Source organism: Nocardioides sp. Soil774, from assembly GCF_001428125.1.
Lineage (GTDB): Bacteria > Actinomycetota > Actinomycetes > Propionibacteriales > Nocardioidaceae > Nocardioides.
Window position 1 is genome coordinate 270894 of the sequence record NZ_LMSM01000010.1, and the last position, 13538, is coordinate 284431.

12 protein-coding genes are annotated in these 13538 nt (G+C 73.7%); 7 read left to right on the forward strand and 5 right to left on the reverse strand.

Annotated features, from left to right (window positions below; translation table 11 throughout):
• Positions 1–27: 27 nt before the first annotated feature.
• Positions 28–942, reverse strand: a complete 915-nt coding sequence (locus tag ASG76_RS16715) for a coenzyme F420-0:L-glutamate ligase (protein ID WP_056605982.1) — start codon at positions 940–942, stop codon at positions 28–30.
• Positions 939–1982 carry a 2-phospho-L-lactate transferase gene (gene cofD / locus ASG76_RS16720; protein ID WP_056605985.1) on the reverse strand — a complete coding sequence of 348 codons (1044 nt, stop codon included), beginning with the start codon at positions 1980–1982 and terminating at the stop codon, positions 939–941. The genes ASG76_RS16715 and cofD overlap by 4 nt, the downstream gene beginning before the upstream one ends.
• Positions 1983–2104: 122 nt before the next feature.
• On the opposite strand from cofD, the gene ASG76_RS16725 reads away from it, so the two are divergent.
• Genes ASG76_RS16725 through ASG76_RS16735 form a run of 3 tightly spaced genes read left to right on the forward strand, consistent with a single transcriptional unit; the run spans position 2105 to position 6722 of the window.
• The gene (locus tag ASG76_RS16725) at positions 2105–2362 is read left to right on the forward strand and encodes a WhiB family transcriptional regulator (protein ID WP_056605988.1); all 258 of its coding nucleotides are present in this window, start codon (positions 2105–2107) and stop codon (positions 2360–2362) included.
• A gap of 53 nt (positions 2363–2415) precedes the next feature.
• Entirely contained in the window at positions 2416–5328 is a 2913-nt protein-coding gene (locus tag ASG76_RS16730) for a glycosyltransferase family 2 protein (protein ID WP_082587623.1), read from the forward strand.
• Positions 5325–6722, forward strand: a complete 1398-nt coding sequence (locus tag ASG76_RS16735; protein WP_056605995.1) for a DUF5719 family protein — start codon at positions 5325–5327, stop codon at positions 6720–6722. The genes ASG76_RS16730 and ASG76_RS16735 overlap by 4 nt, the downstream gene beginning before the upstream one ends.
• 19 nt (positions 6723–6741) lie before the next feature.
• Here ASG76_RS16735 and ASG76_RS16740 read toward each other — a convergent pair whose 3' ends face one another.
• Positions 6742–7179: a metallopeptidase family protein gene (locus ASG76_RS16740; protein ID WP_235529697.1), complete on the reverse strand. Its 438-nt coding sequence runs from the start codon at positions 7177–7179 to the stop codon at positions 6742–6744.
• 49 nt (positions 7180–7228) lie between these two features.
• On the opposite strand from ASG76_RS16740, the gene ASG76_RS16745 reads away from it, so the two are divergent.
• Genes ASG76_RS16745 through ASG76_RS16750 form a run of 3 tightly spaced genes read left to right on the forward strand, consistent with a single transcriptional unit; the run spans position 7229 to position 8834 of the window.
• Complete coding sequence (locus ASG76_RS16745; RefSeq protein ID WP_056606002.1) at positions 7229–7591, forward strand: DUF3499 domain-containing protein; 363 nt, start codon at positions 7229–7231, stop codon at positions 7589–7591.
• 15 nt (positions 7592–7606) lie between these two features.
• Positions 7607–7783 carry a Trm112 family protein gene (locus tag ASG76_RS18885; protein WP_082587624.1) on the forward strand — a complete coding sequence of 59 codons (177 nt, stop codon included), beginning with the start codon at positions 7607–7609 and terminating at the stop codon, positions 7781–7783.
• A 19-nt stretch (positions 7784–7802) separates the two neighbouring features.
• On the forward strand, positions 7803–8834 hold the full coding sequence (locus ASG76_RS16750) for an SIS domain-containing protein (protein ID WP_056606005.1): 1032 nt from the start codon (positions 7803–7805) through the stop codon (positions 8832–8834).
• Positions 8835–8865: 31 nt separating this feature from the next.
• On the opposite strand, the gene ASG76_RS16755 is transcribed toward ASG76_RS16750, so the two are convergent.
• On the reverse strand, positions 8866–9369 hold the full coding sequence (locus tag ASG76_RS16755) for a GNAT family N-acetyltransferase (RefSeq protein WP_082587638.1): 504 nt from the start codon (positions 9367–9369) through the stop codon (positions 8866–8868).
• Between the two features lie 273 nt (positions 9370–9642).
• Here ASG76_RS16755 and ASG76_RS16760 point away from each other — a divergent pair, with 273 nt between their 5' ends.
• Positions 9643–11577 (forward strand): hypothetical protein, encoded by a 1935-nt coding sequence (locus tag ASG76_RS16760; RefSeq protein WP_200948223.1) that lies wholly within the window; start codon positions 9643–9645, stop codon positions 11575–11577.
• A gap of 81 nt (positions 11578–11658) precedes the next feature.
• Here ASG76_RS16760 and ASG76_RS16765 read toward each other — a convergent pair whose 3' ends face one another.
• Complete coding sequence (locus ASG76_RS16765) at positions 11659–11997, reverse strand: VOC family protein (protein ID WP_056606009.1); 339 nt, start codon at positions 11995–11997, stop codon at positions 11659–11661.
• Between the last annotated feature and the right edge of the window lie 1541 nt (positions 11998–13538).

Sequence of the window (13538 nt, forward strand, 5' to 3'; positions counted from 1 at the left end):
TGGAACTGCGGTCTGCGCTGGCAGAGTCTACGTAGTCGACGGTGATCCCTCGCACACCCGGTCCCAGTCCTCCACCCGCCAGCCGTGGGCGAAGCACAGCGCCGCCACCGCGGTCCGGTCGTCCGGGCGGGGCAGGTGGGCGATCGCTGAGGCGAGCTCGTCGGCGGGGGCCGGCGCGCCGAAGGGCACGCGGTCGCCGTCCGCGCCCGCCAGCGCACGTACGACGGCCTCCCGCGCGCCCCACCCGAACATGTCCGCGCCGTCGGGGCGCACGAGTGCCGCGGCACCGGGCCCGTCGTCACCGGGGGGCAGCACGAGGTCGGCCCGGCCGCGCACCACGGCCACCGGGCGGGCGCCGAGCTTGCCCTGGGCGAGCTCCGCGGCCCCCGCGAGCTCGTCGGCGACCGCCGGGAGCGTGACGACGAGGGGGTTGCCGTGCGCGTCGGTGCGTCCGGCGAAGTCCTGCGCCACCACGAGGCCCGCGGCGCCGATCGCGATGTCGGTCTGTCCCTCGCGCCAGGCGCGCCCGGCCGTGTCGGTCACGACGACGCCCACGTTGACCCCGGCCCGGGCCGCGAGCTCGCGCCGCAGCGCCCGGGCCGAGGCGTCCGGGTCGAGCGGGAGCAGCACGACCGAGCCCACCGCGACGTTGGACGCGTCGACGCCCGCCGCGGCCATGGTCAGGCCGAGGCGGTGCCGCACGATGCGGGTCGCGCCGCGCCGAGCCACCACGCGCACCGACTCCTCGTCGATCGCCTCCTCGCGCCCACCCGTGCGGGTGCGGCCCTCGGCCTTGCTGACCACCTTGCTCGTCACGCACACCACGTCGCCGTCGGCCAGCTCCGACCCGCCGCCGAGGACGTCGAGGAGCAGCCCGGCGAGGTCGTCGCCCGCCCGCACCTCCGGCACCCCATCGGGGGCCCACACCTCGATCCGGGTCATGTTCGAAGGCCCGCGACGAGCTCGACGGCAGCGGCGGCCATCGCGGCGGTCGCGTCGTGGTCGCTCATCATGAGCGGCACGGCCCGCGCGAGGACGCCCGCCTCCTCGAGCCGGGGCAGCTGCTCGGCGTCGCGGGTGTCGAGGAGCCAGCCGTCGACCACCCCGCCGCGCGAGCGCGCGCCGTAGTGGAGCCCGACGGCCGCTGCGCTGACCTCCACGCCGATGCTGGTGAGCATCTGCTGCGCCATGCCGTGCACGTGGGTGGGGCCGACGATGGGGGAGACGCCGACGACCGGCGCGGGGGTCGACCGCACGGCGGCGCGGATGCCAGGCACGCCGAGGATGGTGCCCACCGACACCACGGGGTTGGAGGGCGGCAGCACGACGAGGTCGGCCGTGGCGATCGCGTCGAGCACGCCGGGTGCCGGCGTGGCGGCGTCCTGCCCGACGGCGAGCACGGTCTCGGCGGGCACCGCCGCGTGCAGGCGCACCCAGTACTCCTGGAAGTGGACCACCCGGCGTCCGCTCGGGCTGTCGGCGTCGGCGATCGCGACGTGCGTCTCGACGCGGTCGTCGCTCATCGGCAGCAGCCGCACCTGCCGGCCGTGCAGCGGCTCGAGCCAGCGGCGGCACAGTGCCTCGGTGACCTGCGAGAGGGTGAAGCCGGCCTCGAGCATCTGGGTGCGGACGAGGTGGGTGGCGATGTCGCGGTCGCCGAGCCCGAACCACGTCGGCTCGACGCCGTAGGCCTCGAGCTCGGTCTTCGCGCTCCAGGTCTCCTGGCTGCGGCCCCAGCCGCGCTCGACGTCGATGCCCTCGCCCAGGGTGTACATGACGGTGTCGAGGTCGGGGCAGACCTTGAGGCCGTGGATCCACCAGTCGTCGGCGGTGTTGGCCACGACGGTGACCTGCGTGTCGGGGGAGCCCCCGGGCACCGCGCCGGTGCGCAGGCCGTGCAGGAGGCCCTGCAGGAAGCGTGCCCCGCCGACCCCTCCGGACAGGACGGTGATACGGCTGAGCGTGAGCGGGGATGATGGCATAGGAACAGCCTGCCCGAAGGGGAATGGCTATATCAGATCCGGGCTTGACTTCACGCGTACGACAGGCATGTAATTCCCACAGTGTCGTTCAGCTTGAGCCAGGGTCGAAAGGGCGTACGGACATGAGAGCAGAACTGTTTCTCCTCGAGCCCGAGGGCGAGGAGTTCGGGTGGCAGGACCGCGCACTGTGCGCGCAGACGGACCCCGAGGCGTTCTTCCCCGAGAAGGGCGGCTCCACGCGTGAGGCCAAGAAGGTCTGCCTCACCTGCGAGGTCCGCGACGACTGCCTCGAGTACGCGTTGATGAACGACGAGCGCTTCGGCATCTGGGGCGGGCTGTCCGAGCGTGAGCGCCGCAAGCTGAAGAAGCGCGCCGTCTGAGGCGGTCCGCTCGCCGTTTTCGAGCGGCACCGAGCGCTCGCTAAGGTGCTCCGGTGTCCGTCACCGCGCTCCTCGTCACCCATGACGGGGCGAGGTGGCTCCCAGCAGTTCTCGCTGGTCTGACCGGGCAGACCCTCCCGGTGGACCGCGTCGTGGCGGTCGACACCACCAGCCGCGACGACAGCGTCGACCTCGTGCGCGACGCCCTCGACCGTGCTGGCCTGGACGGCTCGCGGGCCCTCGTCGACGTCGTCCCCGGCTCGACGAGCTATCCCGCCGCCGTGCGTCACGGCCTCGGCCTGGCCCCGGCCGACCCCGCCGCCGGTGATGCGGAGTGGGTGTGGCTGCTCCACGACGACAGCAACCCCGACCCGTCCGCGCTGGCCGAGCTCCTCTCGGCCGCCGAGGCGCACCCCGAGGCCGCCGTCCTCGGGCCCAAGCTGCGCGAGTGGCCCTCGCTGCGACGCCTGCTCGAGGTCGGCCTGACGATCACCGGCACCGGCCACCGCGAGACCGGTCTGGAGCGCGGGGAGTACGACCAGGGCCAGCACGACGCCGTGCGCGAGGTGCTGGCGGTCAACACCGCCGGCATGCTCGTGCGCCGCTCGGTGCTGGAGGCGCTGGGCGGGCTCGACGAGGAGCTGCCGATCTTCGGCAACGACATCGACTTCGGGTGGCGCGCCGCGCTCGCCGGGCACCGCACCCTCGTGGTGCCCCAGGCCGTGGTCTTCCACGCCGAGGCGGCGCATCGCGGCCTGCGACGTACGCCGCTCACCGGCCGCCACACGCACTACCAGGAGCGCCGTGCGGCGCTGTTCACCTCGCTGGCCAACGTGTCGTCGCGGGCCCTGCCCTGGCACTACGTCCGCCTGTTCATGGGCTCGCTGCTGCGGGTCGTCGGCTACCTCGCGGTGCGCTCGGTGGGCGAGGCGCTCGACGAGCTCGCCGCGACGCTCTCGGTGCACGGCCGGCCGCGACAGCTGCTGGCCGCGCGGCGCGAGCGTGCCGAGCGACGGGTGGGGGAGCCGGCCGACGTCCGGTCGCTGCTGGCGCCGGCGTGGCTGCCCTACCGGCACGGCCTCGACTTCGTCACCGACCTGGCCTCGGCCGCGACCAGCCAGGCCGCCGACGTCGCCGAGCGCCGCCGGCTCGCCCGCACGCCCGACGCCGTGCCGGCGGGCCGTGACCAGCGGCGCGGGTCGGCCGAGGACGACGAGGAGGCCTACCTCACCGACACCGGCCTCGTGGCGCGGTTCTTCACCAACCCGGTGGCCGTGGTGATGGTGCTGTTCGGCATCCTCGCGCTCCTCGCGGCCCGCGAGGCCTTCGGCTCGATCACCGGCGGCGCACTGTCGCCCGTGCCGGCCGAGGCCGGCGACTGGTGGCGCCTGCACACCACCACGTGGCACCCGCTCGGGACCGGCACCGACGTGCCCGCGCCCGCCTACGTCCTGCCCTTCGCCCTGGCCGCCTCCCTGCTGCTCGGCCACACCGGGGCCGTCGTCTCGGGGCTCATGCTGCTCGCGGTGCCCATCTCCGCCTGGGGCGCCTGGCGTCTGCTCAAGGTGGTCGGTCACCTCGTCGACCCGCGCGGACTGCCGCGCTGGCTGGTGGTCTGGGGCGCACTGACGTACGCCCTGGTGCCGGCCGCCTCGGGCGCCTGGGCCGAGGGTCGCTTCGGCACCGTCGCCGTCGCCGCGCTGCTCCCGTGGGCGGCGCACGCCGCGCTCGGCTTCGTCGACCCCGACCGCGACCGGCGGTGGCGTGCGGCGTGGCGCACCGCGCTCCTGCTCGCCCTCGGCGCCGCCTTCGTGCCGGGGTTCTGGCTCTTCGCGCTGCTCGCGACCACCGTCGTGCTGGGCGCTGCCGCCGTCATCTCGCCGCGGCTGCTGCGCGAGCGTGACAGCTGGGGCCCGCCGGTGGTGGCCGTCGCCGCCACGCCGCTGCTCCTCGCCCCGTGGCTGCTCCCGCTCCTCACCACCGGCTCGGCCTCCGGTCTCATGCTCGAGGCCGGCCGGCTCACCGTGGACCAGGTCACCTTCACGGGCCTGCTGACCGGCCGGCTCAACGACCTCGGCGCGCCCGGCTGGCTCGGGGTGGTGCTCGGCGTGCTCGCGGTCGCGGCCCTTCTGCCGCGGCGCACGCGGGTGGCGGTCGTGATCTGCTGGCTGGTCGCGCTCGCCGCGGCCGTCGTCTCCGGGGTGCTCGCCCACGTCTCGCTCGACCTGCCCGCGGTGACCACCCGTCCCAGCCTGGGCCTGTTCACCGTCATCCTGCAGGGCACCGCGGTCGTCGCGGTCGTGCTCGGCGCCGACGCCTACCTGCGCCGCCTCGAGGAGCACCACCCCGTGTGGCAGCGCGCCCTGGCCGGGGCCCTCGCGGTCGTGGCGGCAGCCGTCCCGCTGGGCGGGCTGGCCTGGTGGCTCACCACTCCCGACAACGCGATGACGCGCGACGCGGAGACGACCGTGCCGGTCTACATGGAGCAGAGCTCGCTGCTCGGCGAGGAGCACGGCGTGCTCGTCGTCGGCGGCTCGGTCGAGGACGGCATCACCTATCGCATCCGCCGCGACGACGGCACCACGGTGGGCGAGGACGAGATCCTCACCCTCGCCGACGAGGACACCGCGCTGACCGCCGACGTGCAGGCACTCGTGTCGGCCCCGACACCTGCCGTGGTGGCCTCGCTGGGCGAGCGCGGCGTGGAGTACGTCGTCCTCGCCTCGCCCGCGGACGGCCGCGTGTCCTCCCTGCTCGACGCGACCGCCGGGCTCGAGCAGGCCAGCGCCGAGGACCGCACCACGCGCGCCTGGCACGTCGACCGTCCCCTCGACGCCGCCGCCCTCGACGGTCCGAGCCCGTGGTGGCGCACCGCGCTGCTGGTCGTCCAGGGCCTGGCGATCCTGGCCGCCCTCGTCCTCGCCGCACCGACCGTGCGCCGCGCGCGTGAGGGGAGGTCGGCGTGAGCGACCAGACCACGCCCCCCGACGAAGGTGGGCGCCGGCGCGTCGCCGAGGCGGCCCGTCGCCGCCCGTCCTCGCTCACCGTGCTCGCCGTGCTGATCCCGCTGCTCACCGTGCTCGCGCTCGCGCTCGTGCGGCCGGCCGCGACCCCGCCTGCGTCCCACTCGCCGAGCGACGCCCCGCTCGACCGCTCCACCGCGGTCTGCCCGCCGCGCCTGCCGGGGGCCGACGAGCTGCGTCTCGGCAGTGCCGGGCTCGCGTCGGGCGACCTCGCGCTCCGTGTCGGGCGCGACGACGACACCGAGGCGCTCGTGTCGGGCGTTGCGTCGCGCGAGGAGCGCGCCCCCGTCGTGGTCAACGGTGCGGGCGACCTCGCGCCCGGGCTCGTGGTGTCGCGCTCCGGCGCGGGCTCCGCCGTGGGGTGCGACGAGCCGGCACCCGAGCGCTGGTTCACCGGGCTCGGCGCCTCGGCCGAGCACACCTCGACCCTGACGCTGGTCAACCCCGACAAGGGGCCGGCCGTCGCCGACGTCACGCTGTGGGACGGCAGCGGGCTCGTGGACGTGCCTGCGCTGCGCGGCGTGCGCGTGCCCGGCGGTCGCTCGACGTCCTTCGACCTCTCCGAGGTCGCCCCCAACCGCGACGCCCTGGCCGCCCGGGTGCTCGTCTCGCGCGGACGCCTCTCCTCGAGCGTGGTCGACGTGCTCGACCCCGTGGGGCGCGACGAGCCGGTCCGCGAGTGGCTGCCGGGCCAGGCCGCGCCCGCCTCGACGTCGTACGTCGTCGGGGTGGGGGCCACCCCCTCGGACCGCACCCTGACCCTGGCCAACCCCGGCGACAGCGAGGTGCGGGTCGAGCTCAAGCTGGTCAGCGAGGAGAGCGAGTTCGCGCCCTCGGGGCTCGAGGAGGTCCGGCTCGCCCCGGCGTCGGTCAGTGAGCTCGATCTCGCCGGCGTGCTGCGCGGCCGTACGGCCGAGGGCGTGCAGGCCATCCGCGTCGAGGCAACCGGCCCGGTCACCGCTGCCCTGCGGGTGCGCTCGGCCGGCGACCTGGCCTTCTCCGTCGCCGGCTCCGTGGTGGCCGACGAGACGGCGGTGGCGCTGCCGGCCGGCTCCAAGCGCGTCCTCGTGGCGGGTGCTGGCGCGGGTGGCGTGCTGCTGCTCCAGGCGTGGGACGCCGACGGCAAGCCCGTCGTGCGCGAGCGGAGGGTCGAGGTCGCGCCCGCGACCGCGGCGCGCCTGCGGCTGCCCGACGAAGCCGTCCTCGCCGTGGTGCGGCTCGAGCGGACCGGCGCGGTCGTGTCGCTGGAGGTCAGCGACCGTGGGCTGTCGGTGCTGCCGCTGACGCAGGTCACGACCACCAGCCAGGTGCCCGACGTGCGCCCGGCGCAGCGATAGCCGACCGCCCAGTCGAGCCTCAGTCCAGGTAGCGCTCGTCGACCTGTCCGGGGGTGAGGTTGAGCAGCTCGGCGAGCTGCTCGACGACGACGGTGTGCACCATCGCCTCGAGCTCGTCACGGTCCGACGCACGGTGCTCGATCGGGCGGCGGAAGATGACCAGCCGGGTGGGCTCGGGCGCCTTGCCGCGCACCAGCGACGACAGCGGCACGGTGTCGTCACCCCAGTCGTCGGGGAGCATCGGGGTGTCCTCGACGGCGTACTCCACGAGCCCGAGGTGGCGCTGCCAGCGCTCGTCGAGCGGGGTGACCACGTCGAGCACGAGCTGGTCGAACTTCTCCCGCGCGGTGCGCAGCGCCGGTGTGCCGGGGACCTCGGGCAGCACGCCGGGGCCGCGCATGCCGCGCCCGCGCCTGTCACGTCGCCGGCTGCGTGCCGCACTGCTCACGTCGTCCACGCCGCGAGCCTAAACGCCGGACGTGCACGGGGCAGGTAGCGTCGGCGCCGTGAGCCTGAGCCGTCGTTGTTCGCGTACGGCGTGTGGCCGTCCCGCGGTCAACACGCTGACCTACGTCTACGCCGACCAGACCGCGGTCCTGGGGCCGCTGGCGACCTATGCCGAGCCGCACGCCTACGACCTGTGCGACGTGCACAGCGAGCGCCTCTCCGCGCCGCGCGGCTGGGAGGTGCTGCGCCTGGCTCCCGACCCGAAGGCGCAGGGTCCGAGCACCGACGACCTGCTCGCCCTGGCCGACGCGGTGCGCGAGGCCGGGCGCCCGGCGCCGGTGGCGGTCCCGCTGCACTCGACCGACGAGTCGAGCCGTGGCGCGAAGCGCGGGCACCTGCGTGTCCTCACCCCCACCGACTGACCTAGGATCGTCGGCGTGAACATCGACCCGCAGCTGCTGAGCATCATCGTCTGCCCGGCCTGCCACGGCGAGCTGTCGCCGCAGGTGCACGACGGTGGCGACGAGCTCGTGTGCCAGGGGTGTGGCAACGCCTACCCGGTCCGCGACGACATCCCGGTGCTGCTGGTCGACGAGGCCCGCAAGCCCGCCTGAGACCGCAGAGGAGTCTGGCGTGGCCACCTGGTTCGACGAGGCCCGGCTCGACGACGCCGGTGTGCTGGAGACGGTCGACCTGCGGCTGCGCACGCTCGCCGAGAGCGGCGCCCGGGTGCGGCGCGAGGCCCACGAGGCCGCCGCCGCGACCGCCGAGGCGATCGCACGCGGTCGCGACGAGGCCCGCCCCCGTGCGGTGATCGCCGCCGGTCCCGACTCGCGCCTGCTGCGGGCGGTGCTGGAGCCGTGGTGCCCCGTGCCCTTCGTCGCCTGGCCCAACCCCGGCCTGCCCGGCTGGGCCGGCTCGCTCGACCTCGTCGTGATGCTGGCCCCCGAGGGCAACGACCACGGGTCGGCGTCGGCGGTCGCCGAGGCCGTACGCCGCGGCGCGCAGGTCGTCGTCGCCTGCCCGCCTCGCTCGCTCGTGGGCGAGCACGCCTCCGGGCGCCACGTGACACTGCTCCCGACGGTGACCGGCGACCAGCTCGCCACGGCCGTCGTGGTGCTCGACTACCTCGCGCACGTCCACCTCGGCCCGAGCGCCGACGCCGCGTCGGTGGCCGAGTCGCTCGACGAGGTGGCCACCAGCTGCTCGCCGCACCGCGACCTGTCGGTCAACCCCGCCAAGATGCTGGCGATCGCGATGGCCGACACCAACCCGCTCGTGTGGGGTGGGTCCGTGCTCGCCGCCCGCGCCGCCCGGCGGTTGGCCGAGTCGCTGCGCCGCACGAGCGGACGATCGGCGATCGCCGGCGACGCCGAGCACCTGCTGCCGGTGATCGAGGCCACCCGTCAGCGTGACCTGTTCGCCGACCCGTTCTCCGACGAGGCGGGCGACCTCCGTCCGCTGCTGCTCGTGCTCGACGACCGCTCCGACGACCCCGTCGTGCGCGAGCAGGCCGGCCTGCTGCGCGCCGCCGCGGCGCGCCACGGCGTACGGGTCGAGACGCTCGAGACCGACGCCGACGCCGAGGTGGCCCGCTACGCCTCGCTGCTGCTCAGCGGCACCTATGCCGCGGAGTACCTCCGCGTCGGGCTGGTCGACGACTGAACCGTTGGTCGAGGAGGTCGCGACGCGGCCGTCACGAGACCCCGAGCCGCATCCCGAAGACGAGCGCGTCGACCCCATGGACGTGGGCGGTGCGCTCGACCTCCATGCCGATCCTGCGTGCGACCGCCTGGGAGGGCGCGTTGTCGGGCCGGACCAGCGCGACGAGGTGCGGGATCCCCGCCGCCGCGGCGCAGTCGCGCACGGCGATGGCGGCCTCGGTGGCGTAGCCGCGCCCGCGTGCGTGCGGCAGCAGGTGGTAGCCCACCTCGACGAGGTCCGTGCCCTCGACGTCCTGCATCGTGAGGCCGCAGTCGCCGACGAGCTCGCCGTCGTGGGTCTCCACCACCCAGAGGCCGAAGCCGTGCTCGGCGTAGTTGCGCTCCTGCCACTCGATCCAGTGCACGCCGTCCTTGCGGGTGCTGGGCGGTCGGCCGCCGCGGACGGCGTCGAAGGCGACGAGGAGGGCGGTGACGTCGTCGAGGTCGGCCATCTCCATCGCGCGGAAGCGCAGGCGTTCGGTCGGCTCGGGCAGCACGCTGCGCACCCTAGTCGCCGGACGCGGTCGGCCGGTGGCGACCCGTCTCACCCCGATGGGTGAGTGCGACTACACCAATTCGGCGATGCCGCGGGCGTGACACTTCCCTAGCGTGCGGAGAAGGTTCAACGACGACCCTGCTGTGACCCCCCGTCGTGCGGGCTCCTCCTGCACGGCCACTCGCGTTCGCGGGACGGGCCCCGCGCGGCCGGCGCGATGCCCCTCTCGACGCGATCCACGGGCCGGGAGCATCCGACGGAAGGAAGCGTCACCATGCCTCACCTCGACCATGCCCTCACCTGGGCTCGCACGCGGACGCTGCGGCGTCCGAGGCGCCGGATCGGCGCAGCCGCGGCCTCGCTGGCAGTCGCTGCTGCCGTCGTCGTCCCGCTGGCGGCCTACGCGGCCGACGGCCCCTACACCATCGAAGGCGATGTGCCGGACACCGGCACCACGGAGATCGCCGACCTCTCGGGCAACGTCAAGGAGCTCGGCCCGCTCAACTCCAACACCACCAAGATCGGCGTCATCCACAACGACGCCGTGCCCACGCTCGGCCTGACGAACCCCAACGGCCAGGTGGACCTGCGCCGTGCCTGGCTCGACACCGAGCGCGACACCGCCTCGAGCCACGACTGGCTCTACTTCGCGTGGGAGCGCGACGCCAACAGCGGCAGCGGCTTCATCTCCTACGAGTTCATGCAGAACCCTGCGCCGGCGGCGTGTGCCTACGACACGGCCACCGACACCCAGCTCATCGACGGCTGCAACCCGTGGGCCAACCGCAGGGCCGGCGACTTCATGATCCTGTGGGACCAGCAGGGCAACAGCCTGGACCTCTACCTGCGGACCTGGAGCGGCACCGCGCCCAACCTCACCCTGGGGGCTCCGACGCTGCTCGACTCCACGGTCTCCCAGGCGGCGTACAGCTCAGACGGGTTCAAGGGAGAGGCCGCGGTCGACCTGACGGCGACCATCTTCGGAGGCAGCACCGCCTGCAAGACCTTCGCCAACACGATCCCGAGCACGGTGACCGGCAACTCGGACACTGCTGACTACAAGGACACGATCCTCAAGACGACGCCGCCCATCACCAACTGCACGTCGACCACGGTGACCACGCCGAAGGACTCGACGGGCGCGAACATCCCGGCGGGTGGGCTCTCGATCGGAACCGGCGTCGTCGGAGCCAAGGACTCGGCCCTCGTCAGCCTGGTCGGGGGGACCGCCGCTCCGGCGGGCTCGGTGTCCTTCTCGCTGTGCAAGGTCGACGCACCGGCCCTGTGCACCTCCGGCGGGACCACGGTCGGATCCACGAACCTCAGCGGGACGGCCTACCCGGTGACCGTGGTGTCACCGACGGCCTACGTCACCTCGGTGGGTCGCTACTGCTGGCGGGCCACGTTCAGCGGTGACGCGACCAACGGCATCCCGACCTCGAGCGACTCCAGCGCGACCGAGTGCTTCACGGTCAACCCGGTGACGCCGACCCTGGCCACCACAGCGGGACCCGACATCAACCTCGGGGGCACGGTGTCCGACTCCGCGGCGCTGAGCGGTACGGCGACCCAGCCGGCCGTTCCCGTCATCAATCTGACGGGGACCAGCGGCGCACCCGCGGGCGGCACCATCACCTTCAAGCTGTACGGTCCCGGTGACTGCACGACTCTGGCGTACACCTCGGCCGGGGTGACGGTGAGCGGCAACGGCACCTACACCACACCCAACCCGCAGTTCCAGCCGGCGGCTGCCGGCACCTACCACTGGGTCGCGGTCTACAGCGGCAGCTCGCCGAACACCAGCGGGACGTCGCACAACACCGCATGTGGCGACACCGACGAGGACGTCGTGGTCAACACGGTGCAGTCGTCGATGAGCACCGCGCAGACCTGGGTGCCCAACGACTCCGCCACGATCTCGGCGCCCGCCGGCAGCGGGAACCTGGCAGGGACCGTCACGTTCACCCTCTACAGCACCAGCGACTGCACGGGCACCGCGCTCTACGGCCCGGTGAACCGCAGCGTGGCCGGTGCTGCCTCCGGAGTCACGGTGAACACGTCGAACACCACCGCTGTCAGCACGTCGGGCAGCTTCTCCTGGAAGGTCGCCTACGACAGCACCAACCAGGCGCAGGAGGACATCTCGGCGAAGTGCCACGAGACGTCGGCACTGACGATCACGAACGGAGGAACGGTCTCCAGTCCGTGACGCCATCTCCGTGACGGAACGCATCATGCGCGCTGCCGGGTCGGGGTCCCCCGGCCCGGCAGTGTCGCGTCCGGTCCGCGGTCACGTCTCGAGGCAGAACTCGTTGCCCTCTGGGTCGAGCATCACGTAGAGGTCGCCGTCCTGAGTGACGACGCTCGCCCCCAGCGCGACCAGGCGATCGCGCTCGACCTCGAGCGGGCCGGCAGCCCGCAGGTCGAAGTGCTGCCGGTTCTTGGCCGTCTTGGCCTCCGGCACCCGCTGGAACCACAGGCTCGGGCCGCCCCAGCCGGCAGATTCGACCCAGGCGCGCTCGGCGGTGCTGTCCTCGTCGACGTTGGAGCCGAGCGCGGCAGCCCAGAACGTCGCGACGACGAGCGGTTCTCGACAGTCGAAGGTCACGGACTTCACGAAGGAGGTCATGGGCGCACGCTAGCGACGGCTCAGGACATGCCCGTGGCCCCGCCATCGCGTGGGTGGCGGGGTGTGGGGCGGGGTCATGGTCGGCGCTGGTGCGGGATCCGTGGCGGACCGGGGTGGGGTGGGTCGAGTGCGGTGGTGCCGTGCCGGTCGCGGCGGTAGCGGTGGCCGTGGGGTGAGGTCCACTCGAACACTCCGGGCGCTGTCAGCTCGTAGCGCCAGGCGGAGTGGGTCTTGAGGCGGTGGTGGGAGCGGCAGAGGGCAGCGAGGTTCGAGGTCGTCGTCGGGCCGGGCTGTTCGCGTCCCTCTGCGGCAGCCTCGTGGTCGAACTCGACGACGTGGTCGACGTCGCAGGCGCGGGCGTTGCGGCCGCACCACGGGAACACGCACGTGCGGTCGCGGAGAACGATCTGCTCGCGGATCCGGTCGGGCACTTCGTACGCCGGTGTCGAGAGCTCGGTGTTGAGGTCGATGACGGGCTTCACGGTGATCGTGGTCCGGGAGTCGCCGCACCAAGACTTCAGCTGGTCGAGCAGCAGGAGCCGCTGGCGCTCCTCGAGGCGTCCGGTAGGACCGAAGACCGTGGATCCGTCCCGGGCGACGCTCGCGTCGAAGTGCGCGTGCAGCACGACCTCTNGCTTGATGGTGATCTTGGTGCGGGAGTCGCCGCACCAGGACTGCAGATGGTCGAGGAGCAGGAGCCGCTGGCGCTCCTCGAGGCGTCCGGTAGGACCGAAGACCGTGGATCCGTCCCGGGCGACGCTCGCGTCGAAGTGCGCGTGCAGCACGACCTCTCGCGCCGCCGGCAGGCCGTCGTCCTCGCCGCTGCTGGGCTCGGTGGCGCCCTGCGAGTAGAGGTCGAGCGCGGTCTGGGTCCGGGCGAGGTCGCCCAGCGCGGTCGCGCGTCGGGCGTCGAGGGACTCGGTCGAGCCGAGCGCCTTCTGGGTCGCGGCGCCCTGGGCGAGCGCGCGGTCGAGGTCGATGGCGTCAGCGAGCCCGACCTCGGCCTCGACGCGGACGGTGCCGGCGAAGTGCACGTCCTGGTCGTGGATCGTGACGTGGCGCGGGTCGACGAACAGGTAGCCGTCCTCCGGATCGACGCGGACGGTGCCGGCGAAGTGCACGTCCTGGTCGTGGATCGTGACGTGGCGCGGGTCGACGAACAGGTAGCCGTCCTCCGGATCAGCAGCCGGGTCGACCTCGGCGAGGCCAAACCGCTTGATCGTCTCCGCGACGAGCCGGTCGAGCTGAGCGGAACCAATCTTCCCTGCCACGGCGGCGACCTGGGCGTCGACGAAGCGTGCCGCGTCAGCCGTGAGCGCGGGCGCGGAGTGGATCGTCACCTCGGCCACGGACCTCGCCCGCCAGGCGGGCACCCGCCCCGACTGGACCTGTGCCCACAACCGTGGGAGGCGGTGGCGCAGCTCGAGGGCGTGGCCGATGAGCTTCTTCGCCGCGGTGGTCGAGATGCCGAGCACGGTGCCGAGCTCCGCGATGCAGAACTCCGCGACCAGCGGGCAGCCGTCACCGGCGATGGGCTCCTC

Coding starts and splice junctions, on each gene's coding strand:
- ASG76_RS16725 (WP_056605988.1), top strand. CDS start 2,105: ATGAGAGCAGAACTGTTTCTCCTCGAGCCCGAGGGCGAGGAGTTCGGG.
- cofD (WP_056605985.1), bottom strand. CDS start 1,982: ATGCCATCATCCCCGCTCACGCTCAGCCGTATCACCGTCCTGTCCGGA.
- ASG76_RS16715 (WP_056605982.1), bottom strand. CDS start 942: ATGACCCGGATCGAGGTGTGGGCCCCCGATGGGGTGCCGGAGGTGCGG.
- ASG76_RS16760 (WP_200948223.1), top strand. CDS start 9,643: ATGCCTCACCTCGACCATGCCCTCACCTGGGCTCGCACGCGGACGCTG.
- ASG76_RS16765 (WP_056606009.1), bottom strand. CDS start 11,997: ATGACCTCCTTCGTGAAGTCCGTGACCTTCGACTGTCGAGAACCGCTC.